This is a genomic window from Nonomuraea sp. NPDC050547 (genome assembly GCF_044457345.1).
Lineage (GTDB): Bacteria > Actinomycetota > Actinomycetes > Streptosporangiales > Streptosporangiaceae > Nonomuraea.
This window is the reverse complement of sequence record NZ_JBITGW010000014.1, coordinates 21572-37227: the sequence shown is the minus strand read 5'-3', so window position 1 is coordinate 37227 and position 15656 is coordinate 21572. Positions and strand designations below refer to the sequence as shown.

At 70.3% G+C, this 15656-nt stretch carries 12 protein-coding genes; 7 read left to right on the top strand and 5 right to left on the bottom strand.

Annotated features, from left to right (window positions below; genetic code table 11):
* Positions 1 to 87 precede the first annotated feature (87 nt).
* From fdhD to ACIBHY_RS31870, 5 genes are read right to left on the bottom strand one after another with little or no spacing between them, the layout of a single operon-like run.
* Positions 88 to 945, bottom strand: a complete 858-nt coding sequence (gene fdhD / locus ACIBHY_RS31890; protein WP_397308640.1) for a formate dehydrogenase accessory sulfurtransferase FdhD — start codon at positions 943 to 945, stop codon at positions 88 to 90.
* Positions 938 to 1777, bottom strand: a complete 840-nt coding sequence (locus ACIBHY_RS31885) for a 2Fe-2S iron-sulfur cluster-binding protein (protein ID WP_397308765.1) — start codon at positions 1775 to 1777, stop codon at positions 938 to 940. Before ACIBHY_RS31885 ends, fdhD begins: the two co-directional genes overlap by 8 nt.
* Positions 1777 to 3522 (bottom strand): NAD(P)H-dependent oxidoreductase subunit E, encoded by a 1746-nt coding sequence (locus ACIBHY_RS31880; protein WP_397248761.1) that lies wholly within the window; start codon positions 3520 to 3522, stop codon positions 1777 to 1779. Before ACIBHY_RS31880 ends, ACIBHY_RS31885 begins: the two co-directional genes overlap by 1 nt.
* Positions 3522 to 5423, bottom strand: a complete 1902-nt coding sequence (locus tag ACIBHY_RS31875) for a molybdopterin oxidoreductase family protein (RefSeq protein ID WP_397248763.1) — start codon at positions 5421 to 5423, stop codon at positions 3522 to 3524. Before ACIBHY_RS31875 ends, ACIBHY_RS31880 begins: the two co-directional genes overlap by 1 nt.
* Positions 5424 to 5461: 38 nt before the next feature.
* Positions 5462 to 6439: a 2-dehydropantoate 2-reductase gene (locus tag ACIBHY_RS31870; RefSeq protein WP_397248765.1), complete on the bottom strand. Its 978-nt coding sequence runs from the start codon at positions 6437 to 6439 to the stop codon at positions 5462 to 5464.
* 74 nt (positions 6440 to 6513) lie between these two features.
* On the opposite strand from ACIBHY_RS31870, the gene ACIBHY_RS31865 reads away from it, so the two are divergent.
* The 7 genes from ACIBHY_RS31865 (at position 6514) to ACIBHY_RS31835 (ending at position 15645) form a co-directional block, all read left to right on the top strand.
* On the top strand, positions 6514 to 7635 hold the full coding sequence (locus ACIBHY_RS31865; protein ID WP_397308639.1) for a molybdopterin molybdotransferase MoeA: 1122 nt from the start codon (positions 6514 to 6516) through the stop codon (positions 7633 to 7635).
* Between the two features lie 88 nt (positions 7636 to 7723).
* Positions 7724 to 9388: a thiamine pyrophosphate-binding protein gene (locus tag ACIBHY_RS31860; protein WP_397308638.1), complete on the top strand. Its 1665-nt coding sequence runs from the start codon at positions 7724 to 7726 to the stop codon at positions 9386 to 9388.
* 7 nt (positions 9389 to 9395) lie between these two features.
* Positions 9396 to 10619: a formyl-CoA transferase gene (frc, locus tag ACIBHY_RS31855; RefSeq protein ID WP_397248771.1), complete on the top strand. Its 1224-nt coding sequence runs from the start codon at positions 9396 to 9398 to the stop codon at positions 10617 to 10619.
* Positions 10619 to 12733 carry an acetate--CoA ligase family protein gene (locus tag ACIBHY_RS31850; RefSeq protein ID WP_397308637.1) on the top strand — a complete coding sequence of 705 codons (2115 nt, stop codon included), beginning with the start codon at positions 10619 to 10621 and terminating at the stop codon, positions 12731 to 12733. Before frc ends, ACIBHY_RS31850 begins: the two co-directional genes overlap by 1 nt.
* A gap of 76 nt (positions 12734 to 12809) precedes the next feature.
* Positions 12810 to 14297 (top strand): Nramp family divalent metal transporter, encoded by a 1488-nt coding sequence (locus ACIBHY_RS31845; protein ID WP_397248775.1) that lies wholly within the window; start codon positions 12810 to 12812, stop codon positions 14295 to 14297.
* Positions 14297 to 14689 carry a hypothetical protein gene (locus ACIBHY_RS31840; protein ID WP_379632684.1) on the top strand — a complete coding sequence of 131 codons (393 nt, stop codon included), beginning with the start codon at positions 14297 to 14299 and terminating at the stop codon, positions 14687 to 14689. The genes ACIBHY_RS31845 and ACIBHY_RS31840 overlap by 1 nt, the downstream gene beginning before the upstream one ends.
* Complete coding sequence (locus ACIBHY_RS31835; protein WP_397308636.1) at positions 14686 to 15645, top strand: TerC family protein; 960 nt, start codon at positions 14686 to 14688, stop codon at positions 15643 to 15645. The genes ACIBHY_RS31840 and ACIBHY_RS31835 overlap by 4 nt, the downstream gene beginning before the upstream one ends.
* Positions 15646 to 15656: the final 11 nt, after the last annotated feature.

Sequence of the window (15656 nt, the reverse complement as noted above, 5' to 3'; positions counted from 1 at the left end):
GTAGGTCCATTGGCGTGAAGCGGCTGGTTGCCCGGTGGGATGCCGGACGGTGTCGGGGGCACCGGAGCACCGTTCGGCATCCCGTCATCATCCCGGACTGCGTCCACCGGCCGAGCCGAGGCCGGTGGCCGGGGTGACGTCGAGGCGGTGCTCGCCGGCATAGACGTTCATCGACTCCCCCCGCAGGAAGCCGATCAGCGTCATCCCCTCCTCGGCGGCCAGTTCCACGGCCAGGGAGGAGGGTGCCGAGACCGCGGCCAGCACCGGTATCCCGGCCATGACCGCCTTCTGCACCAGTTCGAAGGAGGCGCGGCCGGAGACCATCAGGACGGTTTCGCGCAGTGGCAGCAGGTCGCCGCGCAGGGCCCAGCCGAGGAGTTTGTCCACGGCGTTGTGCCGGCCCACGTCCTCGCGTACGCACCTCGCCTCGCCGGCCGGTGAGAACAGGCCGGCCGCGTGCAACCCGCCGGTCCGGTCGAAGACGCGCTGGGCCGAGCGCAGCCGATCCGGCAGGGCGGTGATCGTCTGGCGGCTCAGCCTGACGGGGTCCTCGCGCGGCGTCCAGCGGGCCACGGTGCGTACCGCCTCCAGCGACGCCTTCCCGCATACGCCGCAGGAGGAGGTGGTGTAGAAGTTGCGGGGCTCAGGGCGGGGTACGCCGGGCGCCAGCCGTACATCCAGGACGTTGTACGTCTGGGTCCCGTCGGCCAGGGCGCCCGCGCAGTAGCGGATGGCGGCGACGTCGGCGGCGCGGCCCACGGCGCCCTCGCTGACGAGGAATCCGGCGGCCAGGTCGAAGTCGTCCCCGGGGGTACGCATGGTGACGGTCAGCGGGGTGCCGTCGAGGCGGATCTCCAGGGGTTCCTCGGCGGCCAGGGAGTCGAAGCGGCGGGTCGTGGTGTCGCGCACGCGCAGGATGGGGCGCTTGATCGTCACTCTAGACATAGCCGTACCCGAAGCGTCCCTTCACGCAGAGGTTGCCGTGGGTGACGGGGTTGTCGTGGGGCGACGTCACCTTGACGATCTTGTTGTCCTGGACGTGGAGGGTGAGGTTGCAGCCGACGCCGCAGTAGCTGCAGATGGTGGTGGTCTCGCTCTGGCGGTCCTCGTCCCAGGTGCCTTCGGCGCGCATGTCGAATTCGGTCTTGAACGACAGTGCCCCGGTCGGGCAGACCTCCACGCAGTTGCCGCAGTAGACGCAGGCCGAGTCGGTGAGCGCCGCGTCCCATTCGGTGGAGATGGTGGCGTCGAAGCCGCGTCCGGCCACGGAGATGGCGAAGGAGTTCTGCCACTGCTCGCCGCAGGCGTCCACGCACTTGTAGCAGAGGATGCATTTGCCGTAGTCGCGTACGTAGAGGTCGTTGTCCACCTTGGCGGGCTGCTCGACGGTGGCCGCGTCCTCGCCGAACCTGGCCGGGTCGGCCCCGTACCCGGCCATCCATTCCTTGGCCCGCGGGGTGGTGGACAGGTCGGTGGAGGAGGCCAGCAGTTCGAGGACGACCTTGCGGCTGTGGCGGGCGCGCTCGGTGCCGGTGGCGACCTTCATCCCGGCTTCTGCCTTGCGCGAGCAGGCCGGGGCCAGCGTGCGCGCGCCCTCGACCTCGACCACGCAGACGCGGCAGGCGTTCTTCGGGGTGAGGGTGTCGCCGTGGCAGAGCGTCGGGATGTCCTTTCCCGCCGTCGCGCAGGCGTCGAGGAGCGTCGCTCCTTCGGGCACGCGTACGGCTTCGCCGTCGATCTCGACGTCGATCAGCCGCCGGGGGGGCTGCAACGGGATCACTTGAAGACTCCCAACCGGTCGATGGCGGATTCGACCGCGTTCCAGGCGGTCTGGCCGAGCCCGCAGATGGAGGCGTCACGCATGGTCTGGCCGACTTCGCGTAGCAGGACCAGGTCGGAGTGGTCGACGCGGCGCGAGAGGCGGTGCAGTGCCTCCTCCTGCCGCACGGTCCCGACCCGGCACGGCACGCACTGCCCGCACGACTCGTCGCGGAAGAACTCGGCGATGCGCAGCAGGATGGCTTTGAGGTCGACGTCGTCGCCGAGGACGAGCACGACGCCGGAGCCCAGGGTGGCACCGGCCTGCCGGGTGCCCTCGAAGGTCAGCGGGATGTCGAGGTCGGTGACGAACGCCCCGGCCGCGCCGCCCAGCAGCACCGCCCTGACCGTGCCGGTGGGCTCGGCCAGGTCGAGAAGCTCCCTGAGCGTGGCGCCGAAGGGCAGCTCATAGACCCCAGGTTTCACGATATTTCCGGATACGCAGAACAACTTGGGCTCCGCTCCCCGATAAGCCGACGGCCCCCTCTCCAGAATCGGCAGCACGTTGACCAGCGTCTCCACGTTGTTGACCACGGTCGGCTTGCCGAACAGGCCCTTCTCCACCGGGAACGGCGGCTTGCTGCGCGGCTCGCCGCGCCGCCCCTCGATGGAGTTGAAGATCGCCGTCTCCTCCCCGCAGATGTACGCCCCCGCCCCCCGCCGGAGCTCGATGTCGAAGGAGAACCCCTGGCCGAGGATGTCCGCGCCGAGCAGGCCCCGGGCGCGGGCCGTGGCCATGGCGTTCTCCAGCGCGTGCCGCGCCCGCGGATATTCGCCTCTGATGTACAGGTAGCCCTTGGCGCACCCGGTGGCGTAGGCGGCGATCGTCATGGCCTCGATCAGCGCGTACGGGTCGCCCTCCATGATCACGCGGTCCTTGAAGGTGCCCGGCTCGCTCTCGTCGGCGTTGCAGACCAGGTAGCGCGGATGGTCGGGCTGGCGGGCCGTGGCCTCCCACTTGCGGCCGGTCGGGAACGCGGCGCCGCCCCTGCCGACCAGCCCTGAGTCGGTGACCTCCCTGATCACCCCGGCGGGGCCGAGCTGGAAGGCGCGGCGCAACGCCTGGTACCCGCCCTGCGCCCGGTAGTCGTCCAGGCTCAGCGGATCCACGACCCCGACCCGCCGCAGCAGCACGAGACCGTCCTGCCCGGCCTGCGGCACCGCCGCCGCCACGGGCGGCTCACCGGCCTGACCCGCGGAATAGGGGGCGTCCACCGTGGCCGAGGCCGGATCGCCCGCCGTCAACGTCAGGCAGGCAGGTGCCCGCTCGCACAACCCGAGACACGGGCTCTCCTGCCAGGACTTCCCCGGCGGTCCGAGCCGGTCCGCGACGGCCTGCCGTACCTCGGAAGCGCCCTGAGCGTGGCAGGCCAGGTCCGTGCAGACGTGCAGCACGGAGGCGGGGCGCTCGGACAGGGAGAACAGCGAGTAGAACGACGCCACCCCGAAGGCCTCGGCGGGCGGCACGGTCAGCCGGCGGCAGATGTAGTCGAGCGCGCCCTCGCTGATCCAGCCCATCCGGTCGTTGACCGCGTGCAGCGCGGGCAGCAGCAGGTCCCGCGCCGGTTCGGCGCGGGTGGCGGAGCGCAGGTCGGCGGCGGTTCTGTCGCCGCCGTCCCACGCGGTGGCGGGCGGCCCGAGCAGCGCGTCGACGGCGGCGCGCTCCTCCGCGGTGGGCTCGGCGTCGCGGAAGCGCAGGTCCATCAGCCCACCGCCACAAGCTTCTCGACGCGTACGGCTGCCGCCTTGAACTCGGCCGTCCCCGCGATGGGACAGGTCGCCTCGATGGTGAGGGCGTTGGTGTCGACCTCGTCCGGGAAGTGCATCGTCATGAAGACCAGCCCCGGCCGCAGCGCGGGGTCGATGAAGACGGGCGCGACGACCGAGCCGCGCCTGGAGGTGATCCGCACCTCCTCCCCGGCGGCGAGCCCGAGGCGCAGCGCGTCCTCCGGGCACAGTTCGATGGTCTCGCCGCGGCGCAGCGGCGAGGCGAACCCGGAGGACTGGACGCCGGTGTTGTAGGAGTCGAGCCGCCGTCCGGTGGTGAGCCGGAGCGGGTACTCCTCGTCGAGCAGGTCCACCGGCGGTGAGTGACGCAGCACGGCGAACGGCGCCGGCGTGCCGCGCCTGGCCGGGTCGCTCTCCCAGAGCCGCCCGTGCAGGTAGGGCGGTTCGACGGAGTCCTCGGACGGGCAGGGCCACTGGATGCCCTGCAGGTCGGCCAGCCGCTGGTAGGTCATGCCGGCGTGGGCGGGGGAGAGGGCGCGCAGTTCGTTCCAGACCTCTTCGGCGCCGTCGTAGTGCCAGTCGTGGCCGAGCCTGCGCGCCAGTTCGCACATGATCCAGATGTCGTCGCGGGCCTCGCCCGGCGGGTCGAGCGCCTTGCGGACGCGCTGGACGCGGCGCTCGCTGTTGGTGAACGTGCCGTCGCTCTCGCACCAGGCGGCGCTGGCGGGCAGGACGACGTCGGCCAGCTGGGCGGTCTTGGTGAGGAAGATGTCCTGGACGACCAGGTGGTCGAGCATGGACAGGCGTTTGACGCAGGCCAGCGAGTCGGCCTCGGACTGGACGGGGTTCTCGCCGATGAGGTAGCAGGTGGTGACCTCGCCCTCGGCCATCGCCTCCAGCATCTGGGTGAGATTAAGACCATATTTCGGCTGAATCCCGATGTTCCAGGCTGACTCGAAGCGCCGCCGTACCGTTGGATCCAGGATGTCCTGGAAGCCGGGCAGGCGGTTGGGGATGGCGCCCATGTCGCCGCCGCCCTGCACGTTGTTCTGGCCGCGCAGGGGTGACAGGCCGGAACCGTAGCGGCCGACGTGGCCGGTCAGCAGCGACAGGTTGATCAGCGCGCGCACGTTGTCGGTGGCGTTGTGGTGTTCGGTGATGCCGAGCGTCCAGCACAGCTGGGCGCGGTCGGCGCGGGCATAGGCGTGGGCCAGTTCCTTGATCGCCTCGGCCGGCACGCCGGTCACCTGCTCGGCGGCGGTGAGCGTCCACGGCTCGACCGAGGCGGCGAACTCCGCGAAGCCCGCCGTCGCCCGCTCGATGAACGCCTTGTTGTGCAGGCCGGCGTGGATGATCTCGCGGGCCACGGCGTGGGCGAGGGGGATGTCGGTGCCGACGTTCAGGCCGAGCCAGCGGTCGGCCCACTGCGCGGTGCCGGTGCGCCTGGGGTCGACGGCGAACATGCGGGCGCCCTTGTGGATGCCCTTGAGCACGTGGTGGAAGAAGATCGGGTGGGCGTTCCTGGCGGCCGAGCCCCACATCACGATGACGTCGGTGTCCTCGACCTCCTGGTAGGAGGAGGTGCCGCCACCGCTGCCGAACACCGCCGACAACCCCGCCACGCTGGGGGCGTGGCAGGTGCGGTTGCAGGAGTCCACGTTGTTGGTGCCCATGACCACACGGGTGAATTTCTGGCCTATGTAGTTCATCTCGTTGGTGGAGCGGGCGCACGACAACATCGCGAAGGTGTCGGGGCCGTGCCGGTCGACGGCGCGCCTGAAGCCCTCGGCGGCGCGGTCGAGCGCCTCGTCCCAAGTGGCCTCGCGCAGCACGCCGTCCTCGCGCACCAGTGGATGGGTCAGGCGGTCGTAGCTCATGATCCCTCCATTCTGTATACAGCCTACGGTATGCCTGGCTAGGCCGTAGGAGCAACGTTCTCGTTCAGCAGGTCGCTCACCGCGTGGATCGCACGCAGCACCGGCACCTCGGCGCCGGTCAGATCGGCCAGCTCGACCACCGCGGCCAGCAGGACGTCCAGTTCCAGCGGCTTGCCCTTCTCCAGGTCCTGCAGCGTGGAGGTCTTGTGCTCGCCCGCCTTCTCCGCGCCGCGCAGCCGCCGTTCGATCGACACACCCGGATCGCACCCGACCCTTCCCGCCACCTCGACGGTCTCCCGCATCATGGCCATGACCAGTTCGCGGGTGCCCTGGTGGCGGGCGATGCCGGCCATGGTGGCGCGGGCCAGGGCGCTGATCGGGTTGAAGGCGATGTTGCCCATCAGCTTGATCCACACATCGCGCCGGACGTCGGCCTCGACCGGGCACTTGAGCCCGCCCTCGACCGCGGCCCGGCTGAAGGCGGCGCACCGGGCGCTCAGCTGCCCGCCCGGCTCGCCGATGGAGAACCGGGTTCCCTCCAGGTGCCGGATGACGCCCGGCGCCTCGATCTCGGTGGCGGCGTAGACGACGCAGCCGATCGCGCGCTCCAGCGGCAACGCCGCGGTGACGGCCCCGTCCGGATCGACGCTCTCGATGCGGTAGCCCCGGTAGGGGCCGTTGAGCCCGTGGAAGTACCACCACGGGATGCCGTTCTGCGCGGCGATGATGCTCGTGGCCTCGTGCAGCAACGGCTTGATCATGGGGCCCGCGGCGGCGTAGCTGTTCGCCTTGAGGCCCAGGAAGACGTGGTCCACCTGGCCGACGTGGGCCGGATCGTCGGTGGCATGGGGGTGGGCGACGAAATCGCCCCGGGGGCTGAGCACCCGTACTCCCTCGCGGCGGATGGCCGCAAGGTGCTCGCCTCTCGCGATCAGATGCACCTCGACTCCCGCCCTGTGCAGGGCGGCTCCCACGTATGCGCCGATGGCGCCGGCGCCAAGAACAGCGACTTTCATGCTGCGCTCCGTTCTCGCGTCGGAATCTGCATTCGGTATACAGTATGGAAAAATGCCGGTCAAGGAGCCGCCCCATGAGCACGCTGTCCTGGGAGCGGGCGCGCGCCCTCGCCGCCGCCCGCGCCCGCCCGCCCGCACCGGCCGATCTCCCCCTCGCCGAGGTGTACGGCTGCCGCCTGGCCGCACCCCTCCGCGCCCTGGTCCCGGTGCCGGGCACGGACGTGTCGGCCATGGACGGCTACGCGGTCTGCGGCCCGCCGCCCTGGCGCCTGATGGGCAGAGTGCTGGCCGGGGGAGCGGCGTACCCGTCGCTGGCGGACGGCGAGGCCGTCGAGATCGCCACCGGAGCCCCGGTGCCCGCGGGCTCGGCGGCGGTGCTGCCCTACGAGGCCGCCGACGCCGACGGCAAGTGGGTCAAGGGCCCGGCCGAGGCGGGACGGCACATCAGGCGCCGGGGCGAGGACATCCCCGAGGACGCCGTGGTGCTCGGCGCCGGGACCGTGGTGACCCCGTCCGTGCTGGGGCTGGCCGCCGGGCTGGGGCACGACCGGCTGCGTGTGGTGCCCAGACCCGCCGTGTCGGTGCTGGTGACCGGGGACGAGGTGGTCTTCGCGGGCGTGCCGGGGCCCGGCCGGGTACGCGACGCCATCGGGCCGATGCTGCCCGGCCTGGTCGAGTGGGCGGGCGGCCGCCTGGCCGGCGTCGCCAGGCTGCCCGACGGCGAGCGGGCGCTGCGCGAGGCGCTCGCGAGCCAGGACGCCGACGTGGTCGTGGTCTGCGGGGCCTCGTCCAAGGGTCCGGCCGACCATCTGCGTGCCGTGCTGCGGGGCGCGGAGATCCTGGTCGACGGGGTGGCCGTGCGCCCCGGGCATCCGCAGATCCTGGCCGGGCTGGAGTCGGGGGCCATGCTCGTGGGCCTGCCGGGGAACCCCTTCGCCGCGTTCGGGGCGGCCCTCACGCTGCTGGTGCCGTTGCTCGGCCGGCCGTACCGGGGCGAGATGAGCGCGCTGGCGGGGCCGGTGCGGGCGCATCCGCGCGACACCCGCCTGGTGCCGGTCCGGCGCTCGGAGGAGGGCGCGGTTCCCGTGGGGCGCGACCGGCCGGGTTCGTTGTGGGGAGCGGCGCTGGCCGAGGCCCTGGCGGCGGTGCCGCCGGGGTGGTGCGGCGGGCCCGTGGAGTTGATCGAGTTGCCGTAGAGGTCTGGACAGGCCGTTCACAAGGGAGTAACCATTGGCGTCATACGGTATGCAGTATGCGGGAGACAGTCGCCGAGAAGGGTGCACGATGTCGGAAACGATCTCTGGCGGTCATCTGGTAGCCAAAGCGCTCAAGGCCGAGGGCGTGGATGTGATCTACACGCTGTGCGGCGGGCACATCATCGACATCTACGACGGTTGCGTCGATGAGGGCATCGAGGTGATCGACGTTCGTCACGAGCAGGTGGCCGCGCACGCCGCTGACGGCTACGCGCGCATCACCGGCAAACCCGGCTGCGCGGTGGTCACCGCGGGACCGGGCACGACCGACGCGGTCACCGGCGTGGCCAACGCCTTCCGCGCGGAGAGCCCCATGCTGCTCATCGGCGGCCAGGGCGCGCTGAGCCAGCACAAGATGGGCTCACTCCAGGACCTGCCGCACGTGGACATGATGACGCCGATCACGAAGTTCGCCGCCACGGTGCCGAGCACCGAACGCGTGGCCGACATCGTGTCGATGGCCTTCCGCGAGTGCTACCACGGCGCTCCGGGCCCGTCGTTCCTGGAGATCCCGCGCGACGTGCTGGACGCGAAGATCCCGCTGGAGAAGGCGCGCATCCCCAAGAACTACCGGGCCTCCACGCGGCAGGCCGGCGACCCGGAGGCGATCGAGCGCCTGGCCGACATGCTCGCCCACGCCGAGAAGCCGTGCATCCTGCTCGGCAGCCAGGTCTGGACCTGCCGGGCCACCGACGCGGCCATCGACTTCGTCAGAAGCCTGAACGTGCCCGCCTACATGAACGGCTCCGGGCGCGGCACACTCCCGCCCGGCGACCCGCACCACTTCCAGCTCTCGAGAAGGTACGCCTTCACCGAGGCCGACCTCATCATCATCGTCGGCACGCCGTTCGACTTCAGGATGGGGTACGGCAAGCGCCTGTCCCCGGCCGCCACCGTGGTCCAGATCGACCTCGACTACCGCACGGTCGGCAAGAACCGCGACATCGACCTGGGCATCGTCGGCGACGCCGGGCTCATCCTGTCGGCCGCGGTCCAGGCGGCCAGCGGCCGGATCAGCGACGCCGCCGCCAGGCGCAAGGAGTGGATCGAGGAACTGCGCGCGGTCGAGACCCAGTCCTACGACAAGCGCCTGCCCAGGCAGCTGTCGGCGAGCACGCCCATCGACCCCTACCGCCTCGTCCACGAGATCAACGAGTTCCTGACCGAGGACACCATCTACATCGGCGACGGCGGCGACATCGTCACCTTCTCCGGCCAGGTCGTGCAGCCCAAGTCGCCCGGCCACTGGATGGACCCGGGCCCGCTGGGCACCCTCGGCGTCGGCATGGCGTTCGCGATGGCCGCCAAGCAGGCCCGCCGCGACAAGGAGGTGCTCTGCCTGTTCGGCGACGGCGCCTTCTCCCTGACCGGCTGGGACTTCGAGACGATGATCCGCTTCGACCTGCCGTTCATCGGCGTCATCGGCAACAACTCCTCGATGAACCAGATCAGGTACGGCCAGGCCGCCAAGTACGGCGAGGACCGCGCCCGCGTCGGCAACACGCTGGGCGACATCCGTTACGGCGACTTCGCCAAGCTGCTCGGCGGCCACGGCGAGGAGGTCCGCGACCCGGACGAGATCGCCCCGGCCCTGCGCAGGGCCCGCGAGTCCGGCAAGCCCTCGCTGATCAACGTGTGGGTCGACCCCGAGGTCTACGCCCCCGGAACCATGAACCAGACGATGTACAAGTGAGGCTCAGATGAAGGCTCTGGAAGGCGTCCGCGTCCTCGACATGACCCACGTCCAGTCCGGGCCGTCGGCCACCCAGCTGCTCGCCTGGCTCGGCGCCGACGTGGTCAAGCTGGAGGCGCCCACGGGCGACATCACCCGTCAGCAGCTGCGCGACAAACCCGGCGTCGACAGCCTCTACTTCACGATGCTCAACTGCAACAAGCGCAGCATCACCCTCAACATGAAGTCCGAGCGGGGCAAGGAGTTGTTCACCGAACTGGTGAAGGGCGCCGACATCCTGGTCGAGAACTTCGGGCCCGGCGCGGTCGACCGGATGGGCTTCACCTGGGAGCGCCTGAGCGAGCTCAACCCGCGCCTCATCTACGCCTCGATCAAGGGCTTCGGCGCCGGGAAGTACGCCAAGTTCAAGGCGTACGAGGTGATCGCCCAGGCCATGGGCGGCTCGATGACCACGACGGGCTTCGAGGAGGGGCCGCCGCTGGCCACGGGCGCGCAGATCGGCGACTCGGGCACCGGAGTGCACGTGGTGGCGGGCATCCTCGCCGCCCTGTACCAGCGGGAGGGCACCGGGCGGGGGCAGCGGGTGCAGGTGGCGATGCAGCACGCCGTCCTGAATCTGTGCCGGGTGAAGCTGCGTGACCAGCAGCGGCTGGCGCACGGGCCGCTGCGCGAGTACCCGAACAGGAGCTTCGGCGACGAGGTGCCGCGCTCGGGCAACGCCAGCGGCGGCGGCCAGCCCGGATGGGCGGTGCGCTGCGCGCCGGGCGGCCCCAACGACTACATCTACGTGATCGTCCAGCCGGTCGGCTGGCGGCCGATCGCCGGCATCATCGGCCGCCCCGAGCTGGCCGACGACCCCGAGTGGGCCACCCCTGAGGCCCGGCTGGGCAAGCTCGACAAGATGTTCCAGCTCATCGAGGAGTGGACCATCCGCCACGACAAGTGGTCGGTGCTCGACCGGCTCAACGCCGAGAACGTCCCGTGCGGCCCGATCCTGTCGACCAGGGAGCTGGCGCAGGACGAGAGCCTGCGCGAGGAGGGCATCGTCGTCGCGGTGGAGCACCCGGAGCGGGGCGAGTTCGTCACCGTGGGCAGCCCGCTGCAGCTTTCCGACTCGCCGGTGGACGTGCGCACCCCGCCCCTGCTCGGCGAGCACAACCAGGAGATCTACGGTGCGCTCGGCGTGAGCGCGGGCGAGTTGGCCGAGCTGAAGACGAACGGAGTCATCTGATGTCCGCGAGGGAAGTCATCGAGAAGGCGCTGGCCGAGGGCCGCACGGCCCTGACCGCCCCCGAGGGGAGGACGATCTGCGAGGAGTACGGCATCGCCACCCCGGGAGAGGGCCTGGCCACCACGGCCGAGGAAGCGGTCGAAATATCAGCAAAAATCGGCTTCCCCGTGGTCTTGAAGATCGTCTCACCGGACATCCTGCACAAGACAGAGGCCGGCGGCGTGCTCGTGGGGCTCAAGACCCCCGAGGAGGTCCGCGAGGGCCACCAGAAGATCATCGCCGGCGCGCTCGCCTACAACCCCGGCGCCCAGATCGACGGCGTCCAGGTCCAGCAACTGGTCGGCGGCGGCTACGAAGTCATCGTCGGCGCCGTCACCGACCCCACCTTCGGCAAGGTCGTCGCCTTCGGCCTGGGCGGAGTCCTGGTCGAAGTGCTCAAGGACGTGACCTTCCGCCTGGCCCCCGTCTCGGGTGATGATGCCCTGACGATGCTCGACGACATCAAAGCGGCGGAGGTGCTGCGTGGGGCGCGCGGTGCCGAGCCCGCCGACCGCGCCGCACTCGCCCAGCTCATCGAGCGCGTCGGCAGGCTGGTCGACGAGCACCCCGAGATCGTGGAGATCGACCTCAACCCCGTCTTCGCCAGCGCCTCCGGGGCCGTCGCCGCCGACGTGCGCATCCTCGTCGGCGCCGCGCCCGCGCCGGTCGAACGCCTGCCGAGGGAGCGCATCCTCGCCCAGATGACCCGCATCTTCAAGCCGCGCGCCATCGCCGTCATCGGCGCCTCCGCCGAACAGGGCAAGATCGGCAACTCGGTCATGCGCAACCTCATCAACGGCGGCTACCAGGGCCAGATCTTCCCGATCAACCCCAAGGCCACCGAGATCATGGGACTGCCCGCCTACAAGAGCATCGCCGAGGTCCCCTACGACGTGGACGTCGCCGTCTTCGCCATCCCCGCCGCCTTCGTGGCCCCGGCGCTGGAGGAGACGGGCAAGAAGGGGGTCGCGGGAGCGATCATGATCCCGTCGGGGTTCGCCGAGACCGGCAACCTCGACGGCCAGCGGGAGATCGTCGAGATCGCGCGCCGGCACGGGGTGCGGATGCTCGGGCCCAACATCTACGGCTACTACTACACGCCGGAGAACCTCTGCGCCACGTTCTGCACGCCGTACGACGTGAAGGGCAGTGTCGCGCTGACCTCGCAGAGCGGCGGCATCGGCATGGCCATCCTGGGCTTCAGCCGTACCACCAAGATGGGCGTCTCGGCGATCGTCGGCGTCGGCAACAAGGCCGACGTCGACGAGGACGACCTGCTCACCTTCTTCGAGCAGGACGACAACACCCGCGCGGTCGCCATGCACCTGGAGGACCTCAAGGACGGGCGCGGCTTCGTCGACGCCGCGCGCAGGGTCGTCAAGAACAAGCCCGTCATCGTGCTCAAGGCCGGGCGTACGGCGATGGGCGCGCGGGCGGCCGGTTCCCACACCGGGGCGCTGGCCGGCGACGACAAGGTCTACGACGACATCCTGCGCCAGGCCGGAGTCGTGCGCGCCCCCGGTCTCAACGACATGCTGGAGTACGCCAGGGCGCTGCCGCTGATGCCCGCCCCGCAGGGGGAGAACGTCGTCATCATCACCGGAGCGGGCGGATCCGGCGTGCTGCTGTCCGACGCGTGCGTGGACGCCGGGCTCACGCTCATGGACATCCCGGCCGACCTGGACGAGGCCTTCCGCGCCTTCATCCCGCCCTTCGGGGCCGCGGGCAACCCCATCGACATCACCGGCGGCGAACCGCCGTCGACCTACGAGAACACGGTCAGGCTCGGGCTGTCCGACGGGCGCGTGCACGCGCTGGTCCTCGGGTACTGGCACACGATCGTCACCCCGCCCATGGTCTTCGCCGAACTCCTCGCCCGCGTGGTGGCGGAGGAGCGGGAGAAGGGCAACGTCAAGCCGGTCGTCGCGTCCCTGGCCGGTGACACCGAAGTGGAGGAAGCCTGCGCGTACCTGTTCGACCACGGAGTCATCGCCTACCCGTACACGACTGAGAAGCCGGTGGCCGTGCTCGGCGCGAAGTATCGCTGGGCCAGAGCGGCCGGACTGCTGCGTTAAGAGCCGGACGCGGCAGGCGAGGGGGCACATCGGGGCAGCCCACAGGAACCAACCTTTCCCCCCAGGAGGTCCTTAGGTGGACACATCCAAACCATCGGCGGCCGCGGCGCCGCCGGTTGAGGACGAACGCGTATGGAAAGCGGGCCGGCTGGAGCCGATGCCCATCAGAAAACTGCCCGACGCGCCCCCGTCGGTGCACATTCTCGGGCCGACCGTCTTCCTGGTCGCCCTGGGCGTGGGGATGGGCGAGTCCTACATGTGGCCCAGGCTCGTCCTGCTGTTCGGGCCGGAGATCAGGTGGTTGTTCCTGATCGGCGTCACCCTGCAGGCCGTCGTGATGCTGGAGATGGCGCGGTACGCGATGGCGACGGGGGAGAGCATCTTCTCCGGCGCCGCCCGCGTGTTCAAACCGATCATGTGGTTCTTCTTCGTGACGGCCATCGCCGTCTACATCTGGCCCGGCCACCTGTCGGCGGGCGCGGCGGCCTTCGAGGAGATCACCGGCATTCCCTGGGTGGTCACCGCGGTCATCGGGCTCATCCTGGTCGGGGTGGTCTTCTCCCTGGCCAAGGTGATCTACAACGTGCTGGAGAACCTGCTGTCGGTGCTCATCGGCGTGCTCGTGCTCAGCACCGCGGTGGTCGCGGCGATGGTCGGCTCCTGGGGTGACGTGGTCTCCACGATCACCGGCATGTTCTCCTTCGGCTACCTGCCGCCCGAGGCGCTGTCGGCCGCGTGGTTCCCGGTCATCGTCGGGGCGTGCGCGTTCGCCGGGCCGTCCGGGATGCAGCAGATGTGGTACACGCTGCACCTGCGCGACTCCGGCGCCGGCATGGGCGCGCACATCCCGCGCATCCGCGGCCTGCGCCACGCCGGCGAGGAAGAGGCGATGCCGGCGCGCGGCTTCATGTTCGACACCGACGACCCCGCCGAGATGGCCAAGTGGAAGGGCTGGCGGCGCTGGGTCACCTTCGACGCGCTGCTGCTGTTCTGGGGCGTGACCATGCTGGTCACGATCTCCTTCACGGTCATCGCCCAGGCCGCCGTCCGGCAGAACCCGGGGGTGCGCACGATCATCTCCGGCGACGACCGGGAGGTGGCGCTGACCGCGATGTCGAACGCCGTCTCCTCGGCGGGCAGCTCGGTGCTCGGGGTGGTCTTCCTCGGGTTCATCGCGCTGATCGGACTCAACGCCACGCTCGGGCTGTTCGACTCGTTCTCGCGCGGGCAGGCCGACATGACCTACAACTTCGTGCCCGGCGCCCGCAAGCGGAAGATGTCCCACCTGTACGCGGGCTTCCTCTGGGGTGTGATCATCTTCGGCATCCTGATCCTGCTCTTCGGCCCGGCCGACGGGCCCAGCGGGATCCTGGACACGCTGGCGTTCCTGTCGACGTTCGCCATGGGCGCCTACTGCGTGACGCTGCTGCTGGTCAACAACCGCATGCTGCCCAAGCCGATCCGGCCGAAGTGGTGGACCAACGTGATCGTCGGCTTCGGCGCGGTGTTCTACCTGGGCATGCTCTTCTACAGCCTGTTCGCGTTCGGCGTGGTCGTGGACTGATGGCGATCCGGCACAGCCTCGAACCCGCCCTGCCCGGGGCGGCGATCGGAGCCGTCGCCGGCGTGGCCGCCGGGGGGCTGACCCTGCTCGCGGGGCAGCCTCTCGGACGGGCCGCGCTGTCGGCGCTCGCGCTGGCCGTACCCCTGGCGCTGTGCGGCGGCGCGTACGGCCTGCTCATCGGACGCTGGCTCTTCCGGCCCGGGGCCTTCGCACCTGTCGCCCTGTTCTGGATGGTCGCGTTTCCGATGTCCAGACTCATCCAGGAGAGCCTGGCCGGGGTGGGGATGCGGGACGGCGTCCTGTTGTTCCTGGCCTACCAGGCGATGGTGAGCGTCGGCTTCGCCATCGGCTTCGTGTGGCTGCACGAACGCCTGACCGTGAGGAGACGATGAACCTGCCCGTATGGGTCTGGCTCGCCACGATCGGCGGCTTCGGCCTCATCCTCGCCCTCGACTTCTCCCTCGTCGCCCGCAACCCGCGCGAACCCTCCTTCAAGGAGTGCGTCGGCTGGGTCTCCTTCTACGTCGCCCTGGCCGTGCTGTTCGGCTTCGGGCTGCTGATGTTCTCGGGGCCCGCGCACGGCGGGGAGTTCTTCGCCGGCTGGATCACCGAGTACTCCCTCAGCGTCGACAACCTCTTCGTCTTCCTGCTGATCATGAGCCGGTTCCGGGTGCCGCGGCAGTACCGGCAGAAGGTACTGCTCATCGGGATCGTGCTGGCGCTGGTCATGCGCGGCGGCTTCATCGCGGCCGGCGCCGAGGCGGTGACCCGCTTCGACTGGCTCTTCTACGTCTTCGGCGCCTTCCTCGTCTACACCGCGTGGAAGCTGATCGGGCACGAGGAGGAGGAAGCGGAGTTCTCCGAGAACATCGCGCTGCGGACGGTACGCCGCGTGCTGCCGGCCACCGACACCTACCACGGCGCCCGCCTGACCGTGCACCACGGCCGCCGCATGGTGACCCCGATGCTCATCGTCATGGTCGCCATCGGGACCACCGACCTGTTGTTCGCCCTGGACTCCATCCCGGCCATCTTCGGCCTGACCAAGGAGCCCTACCTGGTGTTCACCGCCAACGCCTTCGCGCTCATGGGGCTGCGGCAGCTGTTCTTCCTGATCGGCGGGCTGCTGGACCGGCTCGTCTACCTGAGCAAGGGGCTGTCGGTGGTGCTGGCGTTCATCGGGGTGAAGCTCATCCTGGAGGCGCTGCACCACGACGGGGTGTCCTGGGCGCCGGAGATCCCGATCGTGGTCTCTCTCGGCGTCATCCTCGGGACGCTCGCCGTCACCACCGTGCTCAGCCTGCTGAAGTCCCGTGCCGTTCGGGACGAGGAGCCGGCTGAGCGCTGACACGGCCGCGG

What these genes read in the sequence shown, in the direction of transcription:
- fdhD (WP_397308640.1), bottom strand. Translation starts at nt 945, where the DNA reads ATGTCTAGAGTGACGATCAAGCGCCCCATCCTGCGCGTGCGCGACACC.
- ACIBHY_RS31880 (WP_397248761.1), bottom strand. Translation starts at nt 3,522, where the DNA reads ATGGACCTGCGCTTCCGCGACGCCGAGCCCACCGCGGAGGAGCGCGCC.
- ACIBHY_RS31875 (WP_397248763.1), bottom strand. Translation starts at nt 5,423, where the DNA reads ATGAGCTACGACCGCCTGACCCATCCACTGGTGCGCGAGGACGGCGTG.
- ACIBHY_RS31870 (WP_397248765.1), bottom strand. Translation starts at nt 6,439, where the DNA reads ATGAAAGTCGCTGTTCTTGGCGCCGGCGCCATCGGCGCATACGTGGGA.
- ACIBHY_RS31865 (WP_397308639.1), top strand. Translation starts at nt 6,514, where the DNA reads ATGAGCACGCTGTCCTGGGAGCGGGCGCGCGCCCTCGCCGCCGCCCGC.
- ACIBHY_RS31860 (WP_397308638.1), top strand. Translation starts at nt 7,724, where the DNA reads ATGTCGGAAACGATCTCTGGCGGTCATCTGGTAGCCAAAGCGCTCAAG.
- frc (WP_397248771.1), top strand. Translation starts at nt 9,396, where the DNA reads ATGAAGGCTCTGGAAGGCGTCCGCGTCCTCGACATGACCCACGTCCAG.
- ACIBHY_RS31850 (WP_397308637.1), top strand. Translation starts at nt 10,619, where the DNA reads ATGTCCGCGAGGGAAGTCATCGAGAAGGCGCTGGCCGAGGGCCGCACG.
- ACIBHY_RS31840 (WP_379632684.1), top strand. Translation starts at nt 14,297, where the DNA reads ATGGCGATCCGGCACAGCCTCGAACCCGCCCTGCCCGGGGCGGCGATC.
- ACIBHY_RS31835 (WP_397308636.1), top strand. Translation starts at nt 14,686, where the DNA reads ATGAACCTGCCCGTATGGGTCTGGCTCGCCACGATCGGCGGCTTCGGC.